This window comes from Loktanella atrilutea, from assembly GCF_900128995.1.
Classification (GTDB): Bacteria; Pseudomonadota; Alphaproteobacteria; order Rhodobacterales; family Rhodobacteraceae; genus Loktanella; species Loktanella atrilutea.
This window is the reverse complement of record NZ_FQUE01000015.1, coordinates 40,309-51,135: the sequence shown is the minus strand read 5'-3', so window position 1 is coordinate 51,135 and position 10,827 is coordinate 40,309. Positions and strand designations below refer to the sequence as shown.

Genomic DNA, 10,827 nt, shown 5'->3' with positions numbered 1-10,827 from the left:
GTAAACCATACAACATGCTGACAGGTCACGATGTGGCCTGTCAGCGTTACCGATACGATGGACGTGGGCTGGATCGTTGCAGGAGCATGATCCAGCCCGTTTCATATGACTTGGCCGCCTAGCCTATGAACGACGATGATGCATGCCAGGATCGAAGAGGGGGGGGGGGGGCACGGTCTGCCGCTCCGGCGACCGTGCCGACGTCAGGTCTTCAGTTGCGCATCTGAGTTTGGGGCTGTGCCTGCTCTTCAAAATAGCTGGTGTAATCGAAACTGCAGAACGCATGTCCGACCGCTTCGGAAATGACTTCCGAGAGTGCGAAGGGATCCATGGGGTGAGTGTCGGTGAGGGTCTTCTTGACGACTGCACCGCCGACCTGAAACGACGGCACATTGGCAATGCCGGATCTTGTGAGGGGCCGGGCGTTCAGGATGTCGCGATCGAACATCTCCTGGTAGATGATTTTCAGATCATCCGAGCGGGATGTGACGAGGACACTGCCGAATTCGGAGTAGCGTTCGTCGCCTGCCCGTGGCTTCAGGTTGACCTTCATGAAATGCTCTAGGACTGTGGCTGCGTGTTGCCACGGTTGACGTTGAATGCGTGCCAGAAGTGCGTCGACGCCGATGACCTGTTGGGCCTTGCGCGGCGTGTTGCAGTCGATTGCGACCCGGTCCGGGTGATTGCGCACGTATGAGCGATACCAGTTATTGCACTGCGTCTGAAAGTCGTCCTGGGTCGCGCCACATCTGATCGCCTCTCCTTTCAGCTTTCCTGCTGCACGTATCTTGTTGCCACGCCCACCGGGGTGGCCGTTCAGGTCAGCGTAGATATGGCCGCCTGCCTTGCCGGAGAATGTGATGGTCCTGTTCAGGACGCTGCTGACGATAGTGGTTTTCATGGTTGGTCCGTTCGTGAAGTGTGCCGTCATTGGTCTGAACCGACTTTAATCCGGCACCCCTTTCGAAAGAGTTTCGACCCACGAACAAACCTGTGATCAGTTCCGGAACTGATCCCTACCTTTGCCTGGAGGCTGGTCTTGATGGCACCGCCACCTCCTGAATATGTAAAACCGGTCGAACGAAGACCCGAACCTGAGCTGACTTGCGATCGAGGGCTCTCAGGGGATCAGGCTCCGGCTCCTCGCCGATCGGGCTTGATGCGCCCGGGCGGCGGCCGAGGGGTCATTCAGGATTGGGCCTGAGGTACGGGTCCGCCGGTGCATTGCCGCAGGCCGAGATCGATCAGGGTCCGACCGGAGATGTACTGCATCCGCCGCAGCGTCAGCCGGCCGGAGGTGACGTACCAGTCGCGCAGGACGGAGGGATATTGGGCGGCGACGACCTGCGACAGACGTTCGTAATCGGCACGGGGCAGCGGCTTGCCATGGGAGGAGGGGCCATGGAACCCGAAGCGGGTCTGGGGCAGGATGCAGGTGTTCTCCAACCCCAGATACAGGGTACAGGCGGATGCACAGATGTCGCCGCGGATTTCCACCGTGGTGCCGCGCAGGCGCAGGGCCTGCAGGTTGGCCAGCCGCTGCACCAGCACGCCGCCGTAGTCATTGCCGATGATCATGACATTGGCCGTCGTGTTGCTCGCCTGGACCGGAGGCGCTGCAACGACGAGCGCCAGGCTTCCGGCGACGATACAGGATTTCGCAAAGGATCTCAGAAGGCCCCGCGGTTTCGGGGAGACCGCCCGCATGCCCGACTTTGTGGGGACCTTGTGCCAAAGCACTCCATGGGACGATTTTGCCATCGCAGCTGCTCACCTGTGAGATCGTAATGGGTGTCACGTCTTGCAGGCGAAAGGGGCGGTGGCAGGTTGTCTGAATGGTGAATCCGGGGCCGGAGTGTGGCGGCCCGTAGGGGGCTGACAGACGGCAGGCAAAGCGCGGGCATCACTTCCCCGCATGGGGTCGCGATTGGTCGAGGCACGCGGCACGGCTCTGTCGATGGGTCAGACCCTTTGCGGGTCAGTGGCCTGTTGCGCGCAGGACGACGCGGATGGTGGCCACGAAGATGCGCATGTCTTCGCTGAGCGAGACCTTGTGGTCGTAAGAGGTATCGAAGACGGCGCGTTCGGCGAAGCTGGACTCGTTGCGGGCGGAGACCTGCCAGCTGCCGCTGATGCCGGGGCGCAGCTGGTAGTAAGCGGTGCCGGGGTAGAGGGTGACCTGGGAGGGCATCATCGGGCGCGGGCCGATGAGGCTCATGTCGCCCCGCAGCACGTTCCAGAGCTGGGGGAGTTCGTCCATCGAGGAGGCGCGCAGGAAGCGCCCGATCGGGGTGATGCGGGGGTCGTTGCGCAGCTTCTGGGTGTGGTCCCATTCCTGTTTCGCGGCGGGATCGGTGCGCAGGTGCTCTTCCAGACGGCGGTCGGCGTCCTGGACCATCGTCCGGAGTTTCCAGATCCGGTAGGTGGTGCCGCCCCGTCCGACCCTTTCCTGGGTATAGAACGGTGCGCCACCCAGAAGCGCGATGCAGGCGGCCAGGCCGCCGATGATGAGGGCGGCGAAGGGCAGGAACAACAGGACGGCGGTCAGATCGAAGGTCCGCTTGCCCATGCGGCGGTAAGCCCAGAACGGCACCGGTTTCGTGATGTCGGGGGACGTGGGGCGCGCGACGACTTCTGCTGTCTTGTCCAGCGTCAGCTCTTCATAATGTATCGTCATCAAACAGTCCCATATCTTTAACGGCATCGATGCAGCGAATCATCGACCCCCGATCAGGCGCGTGGACGAAACATCATATCTGGCAATCGTGCAGTGCACGGTAGCCCTTTCATCCGTCACGTCGACGAAATTTACGTTTAATTCTAGGATGTTTTTATGTCGTGGGCATGAAGTTTCAAGGATGGTTTTCGTGCAGGGGCGAAAGCCGCCGGTGCGGGGGCGGGCTCACGGTACAATGGCGCATTTCAGAGCGGTTTGTGCAGAAAAATCGCTGTTGTATCTGCAGCCTCGCCTGTGGCTTTGGCCTGTGGTGGCAAAAGAGGCCGGGGCGGGTCGGAGGCCTGCTTTCGCGGTCGTCCTTCGGCGCGGACTGCGACCTTTCGCTGGGGTTGCGCGACGCTGTGCGGTGACAATCAGGCCGGTTCCTCAATTTTGACACAATGAGACCATCACGTTGACCTTGATTGCTCTGTAGCCCGACGAGAGCAGCCGGCTGTGGGCAAAGTATCTGAAACAACGTGACATTCCGACGATTCTCTCTTGAACCCCTTCGGAAATCCGGTTTTTGATACAACTTACAACTTCAGGTTGAAAATAACGCAAACGGCTGGATAGAGTTCATGATACTTGGTTACCTTCTGATCGGCGTCACGGTTGGCTTCTTCGGCGCGGCGGCGGCGTTCACCGCCGGAGCCCCGATCTGGGCGTTGCTCGGTGTTTACACGCTGTCGGGGTCTGCCAGCGTCGTCGTGATGGCTGTGGCGCATGTCGTGGCTGGCCGCTTCACCGCCCGCAGCGGAGCGCAGACCGCGACGGACCTTCAGGGTGCCATCGATGCCGAAGAGCCGTCTGTCGCCCGGCCCGTCACGCCGCTCCCGCAGCGCGCGCCCGAGGCCCGCTTCACGATCCTGGCCGTCGATGACGACCCTTTCATTCTCGACCTGGTGGACACGATCGCGGAGACCGCGGGCGACATCACGGTCGTCACGGTTCCCTCCGCCCCGGAAGCGCTCACCCTGCTGGCAGACCCCGCCAAGACCTTCGACTACCTTCTGTTCGACATCAGCATGCCGCAGATGAGCGGGATCGAGCTGTGTCACCGTGTGCGTCTCCTGCCGGCCTACCAGGATGTGCCGATCGTCATGCTGACGGCGCGCCGGGACATGGACCACATCGCCGAGGCGTTGCGCGCCGGTGCGACGGATTACGCGACCAAGCCGTTTGACGTCACGGCCCTCGGCCAGCGTTTCGAGGCTGCGCGGGACGTGTTCAAGGCAAATGTCCGAGCGACGGCCTCGCCCGAGATCCCGGGCCTCGCAGCCCAGGGCATGACGACAAGCCGCACCGATTACCTGACGCTTTCAAACTACATCGGCCTGCTGCCTGAAAAGGATGCTGCCACGCTTCAGATCTTTGCTGTCAGGATCGATCGCATGGACGTCCTGAGCGCCCGCTACGCGCCCGTACACCTGGACCGGCTGCTGGACAGCATTGCCACGGCCACCGCCGCCAGCCTGCAGCCCCAGGGGACCATGATGGCCTTTAATGCCGACAATGATCTGCTGGTGGTGACCCCGACGAGAAGCCCGATCGACCTCCCCCGTATCGAGGCCCTTGTCACGCAGTGTGTCCGGGACTCGGATCCCGATGCACAGCGTCACAACCCTCAGGACGACGATGTGTGGTGCGGTGCGTCGATCGGCACGCCGGTCCCGCTCTCCGGTCCGAAAGCCGACCGTGCCAGCCGCGCCAGCACACTTGCGTTGGAGGCGGCAGAGGCTCGCATACTGTCGAAGTACGCGCGCACCATGCCCCGCCTGACGCAGGCCTCTGGCGCATGAGGCCGGCGTCGCGGGTGTGACACGGCTCTGACGACGCAAGTCAGACTGTTGGCATCCGGAGGACTTCCGGCAATCCGGAACTCCAGGCGCGTACCGCGTCACCTTTGAAGGAGAGGGAATGGGCTCCCGTCTGCGGTGACCTTCGGATGACGACCCCGCTCCGCGACCACCTGACCCGCTGCTGCCACCTCCTGGAGACCGGCCCGTTGCCCGTCGGCGACACAGGGCCTTCCCCGGTGGAGGCGGGCCGACTTTGACATGCAGCGCAATCATCTGAAAGCTCTGGGTAGATCCCGGGCCCCGTGCAGCACGCGAACAATCTGTACTTCCTCGTCTATGTTGAGAAAGAAAATCAAATAGCGTCCATGCCGGGTTGAGCGGAGCCCTGACACACATCGTCACGCGCAGGGAAGCTTTCAGGGCGCTTAGCAGCCTCCTGCATCTTGTCCTCGATCTCGGTCATGAACGACAGGGCGCGCTCGGGATTGTCCTGGGCGATAAAATCACCAATCTCGATCAGGTCGGCCCGCGCAATGGGCAGGATCACCAGGCGTGGCACAGATCAGGTCTTTGTCGCATAGCGAGTGCGAAGCTCTGCAAACACCTGGTCGGCAGGAATACCTGGCCCGCTGTCCAGTCCTGCCTTGATGGCGGCCCGTAGAGCGTCAAGATCACGGCGCTCCGCATCTCGGTTGCGCGTCCAGTCGCGGAGAGCTTCGCGGACGACTTCGCTTGTTGAAGCGTACTCTCCCCCTGCAACCGTCTGACGCACAGCTTCGGCCAGTTCGGTTGGCATGGTGATCGTCATGCGTTCGATAGCACCCACAATGGCACCTCCTGAAAGACACACTTAATCATACTTATGATGATACACCGCACGTGGAGGAGAGGGAATGGGCTCCCGTTTGCGGTGACCTTCGGATGACGCCCCCGATCCTCGACCGCCTGATCCACTGCTGCCACATCCTGGAAACCGGCCCGTTGCCCGTCGGCGACACAGGGCCTTCTCCGGTAGAGGCGGGTCGGCTTTGACGTTTGGAAACCGGCTCGGATTGGGTATCGCTGGGCAGCAGCCATGCTGGCTCGACAATGTCCCGTTTCCGCATCTCCTGGCTTGGAGAGGGTCACATACAGAAGGTTTGAAGAAATGATGCGTTTGCTGGCCTCGGGGACTGCCCTTTCCGCGCTCATGACGACGGCGGCCTGGGCGGGTGGCATTGACTGGTCCGGACAGCCGAGTGGCCTTCTGTTCGAGGAGGGCCGATCCGTGGAGTTGTCGTTCCGCATGGCGTCGCCTTCGGTTTCGGGCACCGACATTGCGGGGCAAGCGACCGGGGACGTGGCCGAGACCTTCTTTCTGCCCTCCGCGGGCTACAAGGCAGATCTGTCGCCGGCCCTGTCCTATGCCATCATGTTCGACCGGCCTTTCGGGGCCTCTGTCGACTACGGCAACTCCTCCCCGGTCTTTGGCGGCACTTCGGTGGATGCGACATTCACGGCCCTGACAGGACTGGTGCGTTACAAGTTCACCGAAGGCATCAGCGTCTTCGGTGGCCTGCGGGCACAGACCGTGTCGGCGGACATCACCCTGAACGGGGCCGCTTTCGGGCCGCTTGCCGGATACACCGTGACGACCGACAACGACACCGGCATCGGCTACGTCGGCGGGATGGCCTACGAGATTCCCCGGATCGCCTTGCGCGCGGCCCTGACGTACAATTCCGAGATCCGGCATGACGTGACGACGCAAGAGAACATCGCGCCCGGTGACACCCGCACCCGAATCACGACGCCGCAATCGATCAACCTGGACGTCCAGACGGGGATCTCGCGGGACACGCTTGTCTTCGGCAGTGTCCGCTGGGTCGACTGGTCGTCCTTCGATGTGGCCCCCCCGGCCCTCCTCGCGGCATCGGGCAGCAGCCTTGTGAGCTACGAGGATGATACCGTCACCTACACGCTGGGTGTCGGGCGCCAGCTCAGCAAGGCCTGGTCGGGGGCCGTCCAGGTCTCTTACGACAACGAGGACCAGACCCTGGCGTCTCCCCTGGGGCCGACCAATGGTCTCGTCTCCCTGGGGGCGGGCGCCACCTACCAGATGGACCGGGTGCAGATCACCGGTGGCCTCGAGTACGCCTGGCTGGGGGACGCGGACGTCGATGCAGGCGGTGCGACCGGTGCGACGTTCACGGACAACACGGCCGTCGGGGTTTCGCTTCAGATCGGGTATGCGTTCTGAACCGGGTCCCGGCCGGACTGCATGCTTGTGCGCGGCGGGAATGAGTCGAGGCACGCGGCCGCAAGGTTTATCGCGTGTCTTTCGACCGGGCGGTCAGGCCCTTCGTGAATGTCAGGCGGGAATGGCATGCGTTCATCCCGCCGTTCGCGACCGGCGCGCGGGTTCCGGACGGGGCTTGCACGACGGCGCGGTACTGCGGACACTGATGCGGCAGCCCTTGCAGTGGCTGCATCTTGCTGCAGCGAGCGGGTCGCTGTATTTTTGCGGTATCTTCAGGAGTTGATCCGATGGTTGCCGCATCCAAACGCAAGACGTCGCTCATCCTCGATGCCGCCATCCTCGATGCCGCCAGGGACCTTGGAATCAACATCTCCGCCGTGGCTGATGCCGCCCTTCAACGCGCCGTTGCCGATGCCCGCCGGCGCAAGTGGCTCGACGAGAATGCTGAAGCCTTCGTGGCCCAGGCCGCGTGGCACGCGCGCAATGACCATCCGCTGTCCGACATCAGCGCCTCCCCGGACAGCGCGACCCGGAGCGGCTGAACTGCGTCGATGTTGCCACAGACAGTGGAACTTCCATGGTCATCATTGAAAGCGATCTGCTTTTGCCAGATCCGTCGGTTGTCGTGATTGCCCTGTTGGCCGAGCTTCAGTCCGTCATCAGTCGGCCCCTGATTTTCGAGGCAAACCGCGCAAGGGGGTATGTCGCAGATGTACGGCAGGAACGCTTCGCTCGTGATCCCCGGCTTCACAGGTGAGCTCACCCCGCCCCTTTGCCGATATGACTGCCTGCGCCCCGGGTTCCGATCTGCGTCAGTGTCTTCGGCCTGCCAGCACCAATAAGAAAAGAGACGTGATGTGAAGATACTCGTCGTGGACGATGACCCGTTCATTCTGCAGCTGATAAATCTGACGTTGGCGTCGGCAGGCTATGCTGACGTGACGTTCCTGGAGGATGCGGGACAGGCGGCACCCGTCATCCTGCGGGCCACGCCCGCTTTCGACTGCATGCTGATCGACATGAGGATGCCCGGCGTGACGGGTGAGGCCTTGTGTTCCTGGGTGCGCACGCTGCCCGAGCACAAGGACACCCCCATCCTGATGGTGACCGCGCTCTCTGAGAAAGCCGACATCGACGTGGCGTTCGCGGCAGGGGCCTCGGACTACATCACCAAGCCAATTGTCGCATCGGATTTTATCGCACGCATCGACCAGGTCAGGCGCCAAATGGAAAAGAGGGATCTGCTGAAGTCAAAACAAGGTGGGACGGAGCCTGCGCCAGGCCGGATCGATTTCTACCAGCCCCGGTGGCTGGGGGGCATCGAGGGTGAGATCGAAATCGACGCCCTGGAGAAATATATCTTCCAGCTCAGCAAGTCGGGGTCTTTGAGACTGGAGGCCTTCTCGTTCGCCATCAAGGATGCGTCGAAACTGCATCGGTCGTGCACGCCGGACGATTTCATGTTCATCCTGCAAAGCGTCGGCATGGCGATCTCCCGGTGCCTGCAGGCGCCCCAGTTCTTTCTGTCCTACGCAGGGTACGGGGCTTTTACCGGCATTGCGCAAAAGGCCGAGGGTCACGCACCATCGTGGCGCGACACGGAAACGGACGTGCAGGGAAAGCTGGAAAACCTCCAACTGCCCTCCTCAGGTGACAGCCCGGTTTCCGTGGTCCCTTACATGAGCCCGCCCCAGACACTCGGTGCATCGAACGGGCAAAGGGCGGTGGACGTCCTCTACCGGGTCATCGGGGATGCCGAAGATCGTTGCGGAGGCTCACTCTTGTCACTGTAAAGCAGATCGTCTGACGGAGCTGGCAATCCTACTCCCTATGGGGAACCCCATACGCCCTATGGAGAGCCCCCGTGCCTCGCATGGATGCGGCGCAGGACAGCGTGGCACGCGAACGGACACGGCTCCCCTGACCGCTCTCCAGCAAGACGTGCATCCTGCAAGGCTCATACCTGTCCTCGCCTTCCACCAGAAATCGTCATGCTTTCGGCCATCGCGCAGATCTCAGTGTGAGGTGCTTGTCCTGACGTTTCAAAGGTTCTGACTGATGTCCTGCCATTGATGGAGCACGCGGATAATTTCGATGCAGTCTTTCCGCTCCCGAAAATAGACCATGTGCGATCCCACGGGGCATTTCAGATAGCCGGGCCGTACGTCGACGTCTCGACCTGTCCTGTCTCCCGCCCCCAAAGCCTCGAATGTGGCAAGGAGATCGCGAAAGTAGTTGTCTGCTTGCGCAAATGACCACGTCTGAAACGTATAGAACCAGATCTCTTCCAGATCGATCTCTGCCAGCGGCGCGAGCGTATAGGTGTTACTCGGCACGGATGACCACATGCTTTGCATGTATGCGGTTCAGGAAAGCTTCGCTATCGAACGGACGCGGCGCCCCTGACTGCTCTCCGGCAATGAGTGCATCCTGCAAGGCTGTCACCTTGGCTTCGTGTTCCTCCAAAAGCCGCAGCCCTGCCCGTACAACATCGCTGGCGGAGCCATAACGCCCTGTCTCAACCTGCTTGCGGATGAAGCCGGTAAAGTGATCACCGACAGTCATGGAGGTGTTTCGGGGCATGGCACCACTCCTTGCTTTCGGGGTACACCCCATATGTACCAATATGTATTACAAATCCAATCAACTTGAGCGCCAGCCGTAATTCAGTCTGCTCCGAAGAGGTCGCGGGTAAACACCTTGTCCGCGACATCCGCGAGATCTTCGGTGCGCCGGTTGGCGACGATCACGTCGCTGCGCGTCTTGAAGGCGGCGAGGTCGGTCACGACCTCCGAGCCGAAGAAGTGGGTATCTTCCATGACGGGTTCGTAGACGATTACGTTGATACCCTTGGCCTTGATCCGTTTCATGATGCCTTGCACCGATGATTGACGAAAGTTGTCGGACCCTGCTTTCATCACGAGCCGGTAGACCCCGACGGTCCGCGGGCCGCGTCGCAGGATCTCCTCGGCGATGAAATCCTTGCGTGTCCGGTTCGCATCCACGATCGCGCGGATCAGGTTCTGCGGCACGGCGGCATAGTTGGCGAGGAGCTGCTTGGTATCCTTCGGCAGGCAATAGCCGCCGTAGCCGAAAGATGGGTTGTTGTAGTGTCCGCCGATCCGCGGATCGAGGCTGACGCCATCGATGATCTGCCGGCTGTCCATGCCGGCCGCCAGCGCGTAGCTGTCGAGCTCGTTGAAGAAGGCCACCCGCATCGCGAGATAGGTATTGGCGAAGAGCTTGATCGCCTCCGCCTCATCGGGATCGGTGAACAGGACAGCTGCATCCTTGCCGATCGCCCCTTCCAGCAGCAGGTCCGCAAAGACGCGCGCCCGGTCCGAGCGTTCGCCCACGACGATCCGGCTGGGGTGCAGGTTGTCATAGAGCGCCCGCCCTTCGCGCAGGAATTCGGGGCTGAAGATCACCTGATCGGTCTTCAGCCGTGCCCGGAGGTCCGTGACGTAGCCGACCGGGATCGTCGACTTGATGACGATCGTGGCGGTGGTGTTCACGGCGATGACCTGCGCGATCACCGCCTCGACCGTGCGGGTGTCGAAGGCGTCGGTCACCGGATCGTAGTTGGTCGGCGTCGCCACGATGACGATATCCGCGGCCCGCGCCGCACCATCGCCATCGGTGGTGGCCGTCAGGTCAAGCGTCCGGTGCGCCAGGTAGTCGGCGATCTCGGCGTCCTCGATCGGGCTTTGGCGGGCGTTGATCTGCGCTACGCGCTCCGGATCCCGGTCAACGGCCGTGACGCTGTGCGCCTGGGACAGCAGGATGGCGTTCGACAGACCGACATAGCCGATGCCGTAGACAGTGATCTTCATGGGGGTCGCTCCGGGGTGTGCGGCAGAATGGGACCACCCATGATAAGAGGATGGCCGTAAAGTCAATTCCGGCGAAGGATCGACACACTGTTTACGACGGGATTTCGGCCAGAGAGCCGGTCCCTGTCGGTTTCATGATCACCGTTCTTGCACGTTTCACGACGGCGATGCCGATGTCCTGGACTTCGCGCAATATCACGAGGAGATAAAAATGAGCTGCGACCCTGACCGTTGCCC

Annotated in this window: 11 protein-coding genes and 1 pseudogene; 4 read left to right on the top strand and 8 right to left on the bottom strand. The window is 61.8% G+C overall.

Translation table 11 applies throughout. The annotated features are described in order from the left end of the window. Positions 1-211: 211 nt before the first annotated feature. The 3 genes from BUA54_RS18535 to BUA54_RS18525 form a co-directional block, all read right to left on the bottom strand. Positions 212-901, bottom strand: coding sequence for a hypothetical protein (locus BUA54_RS18535; protein WP_072858754.1), 690 nt, complete (start codon positions 899-901; stop codon positions 212-214). A gap of 287 nt (positions 902-1,188) precedes the next feature. After that, positions 1,189-1,578: a hypothetical protein gene (locus BUA54_RS18530; protein ID WP_143155516.1), complete on the bottom strand. Its 390-nt coding sequence runs from the start codon at positions 1,576-1,578 to the stop codon at positions 1,189-1,191. A 400-nt stretch (positions 1,579-1,978) separates the two neighbouring features. Next, a complete protein-coding gene (locus tag BUA54_RS18525; RefSeq protein ID WP_072858752.1) occupies positions 1,979-2,677 on the bottom strand; it encodes a sugar transferase in 699 nt (232 codons plus the stop codon). 620 nt (positions 2,678-3,297) lie between these two features. Between BUA54_RS18525 and BUA54_RS18520 the strand changes: the two genes are divergently transcribed. After that, positions 3,298-4,518: a response regulator gene (locus tag BUA54_RS18520; RefSeq protein ID WP_072858751.1), complete on the top strand. Its 1,221-nt coding sequence runs from the start codon at positions 3,298-3,300 to the stop codon at positions 4,516-4,518. A gap of 269 nt (positions 4,519-4,787) precedes the next feature. Here BUA54_RS18520 and BUA54_RS21425 read toward each other — a convergent pair. Next, positions 4,788-5,065, bottom strand: a pseudogene (locus tag BUA54_RS21425) (type II toxin-antitoxin system RelE/ParE family toxin). A 15-nt stretch (positions 5,066-5,080) separates the two neighbouring features. Next, positions 5,081-5,326: a type II toxin-antitoxin system ParD family antitoxin gene (locus BUA54_RS18510; RefSeq protein WP_072858750.1), complete on the bottom strand. Its 246-nt coding sequence runs from the start codon at positions 5,324-5,326 to the stop codon at positions 5,081-5,083. A 339-nt stretch (positions 5,327-5,665) separates the two neighbouring features. On the opposite strand from BUA54_RS18510, the gene BUA54_RS18505 reads away from it, so the two are divergent. The 3 genes from BUA54_RS18505 to BUA54_RS18490 all read left to right on the top strand — a co-directional run bounded on the left by BUA54_RS18505 (position 5,666) and on the right by BUA54_RS18490 (position 8,550). Then, positions 5,666-6,757 carry an OmpP1/FadL family transporter gene (locus BUA54_RS18505; protein WP_072858749.1) on the top strand — a complete coding sequence of 364 codons (1,092 nt, stop codon included), beginning with the start codon at positions 5,666-5,668 and terminating at the stop codon, positions 6,755-6,757. Positions 6,758-7,044: 287 nt separating this feature from the next. Further along, positions 7,045-7,299 (top strand): type II toxin-antitoxin system CcdA family antitoxin, encoded by a 255-nt coding sequence (locus BUA54_RS18500; protein ID WP_072858748.1) that lies wholly within the window; start codon positions 7,045-7,047, stop codon positions 7,297-7,299. Between the two features lie 315 nt (positions 7,300-7,614). Further along, positions 7,615-8,550: a response regulator gene (locus BUA54_RS18490; RefSeq protein ID WP_072858746.1), complete on the top strand. Its 936-nt coding sequence runs from the start codon at positions 7,615-7,617 to the stop codon at positions 8,548-8,550. Positions 8,551-8,799: 249 nt separating this feature from the next. Here BUA54_RS18490 and BUA54_RS18485 read toward each other — a convergent pair whose 3' ends face one another. From BUA54_RS18485 to BUA54_RS18475, 3 genes are all read right to left on the bottom strand, one after another. Further along, positions 8,800-9,105: a type II toxin-antitoxin system RelE/ParE family toxin gene (locus BUA54_RS18485; protein ID WP_072858745.1), complete on the bottom strand. Its 306-nt coding sequence runs from the start codon at positions 9,103-9,105 to the stop codon at positions 8,800-8,802. Next, positions 9,083-9,340: a type II toxin-antitoxin system ParD family antitoxin gene (locus BUA54_RS18480; RefSeq protein WP_072858744.1), complete on the bottom strand. Its 258-nt coding sequence runs from the start codon at positions 9,338-9,340 to the stop codon at positions 9,083-9,085. The genes BUA54_RS18485 and BUA54_RS18480 overlap by 23 nt, the downstream gene beginning before the upstream one ends. 83 nt (positions 9,341-9,423) lie before the next feature. Beyond that, positions 9,424-10,590 (bottom strand): nucleotide sugar dehydrogenase, encoded by a 1,167-nt coding sequence (locus BUA54_RS18475; protein WP_072858743.1) that lies wholly within the window; start codon positions 10,588-10,590, stop codon positions 9,424-9,426. Positions 10,591-10,827 lie beyond the last annotated feature (237 nt).

Bases quoted from the DNA above. Each gene is read 5' to 3' on its own strand.
- BUA54_RS18520 (WP_072858751.1), top strand. From the start codon at position 3,298: ATGATACTTGGTTACCTTCTGATCGGCGTCACGGTTGGCTTCTTCGGC.
- BUA54_RS18485 (WP_072858745.1), bottom strand. From the start codon at position 9,105: ATGTGGTCATCCGTGCCGAGTAACACCTATACGCTCGCGCCGCTGGCA.
- BUA54_RS18535 (WP_072858754.1), bottom strand. From the start codon at position 901: ATGAAAACCACTATCGTCAGCAGCGTCCTGAACAGGACCATCACATTC.
- BUA54_RS18475 (WP_072858743.1), bottom strand. From the start codon at position 10,590: ATGAAGATCACTGTCTACGGCATCGGCTATGTCGGTCTGTCGAACGCC.
- BUA54_RS18480 (WP_072858744.1), bottom strand. From the start codon at position 9,340: ATGCCCCGAAACACCTCCATGACTGTCGGTGATCACTTTACCGGCTTC.
- BUA54_RS18505 (WP_072858749.1), top strand. From the start codon at position 5,666: ATGATGCGTTTGCTGGCCTCGGGGACTGCCCTTTCCGCGCTCATGACG.
- BUA54_RS18510 (WP_072858750.1), bottom strand. From the start codon at position 5,326: ATGACGATCACCATGCCAACCGAACTGGCCGAAGCTGTGCGTCAGACG.
- BUA54_RS18525 (WP_072858752.1), bottom strand. From the start codon at position 2,677: ATGACGATACATTATGAAGAGCTGACGCTGGACAAGACAGCAGAAGTC.
- BUA54_RS18530 (WP_143155516.1), bottom strand. From the start codon at position 1,578: ATGATCATCGGCAATGACTACGGCGGCGTGCTGGTGCAGCGGCTGGCC.
- BUA54_RS18500 (WP_072858748.1), top strand. From the start codon at position 7,045: ATGGTTGCCGCATCCAAACGCAAGACGTCGCTCATCCTCGATGCCGCC.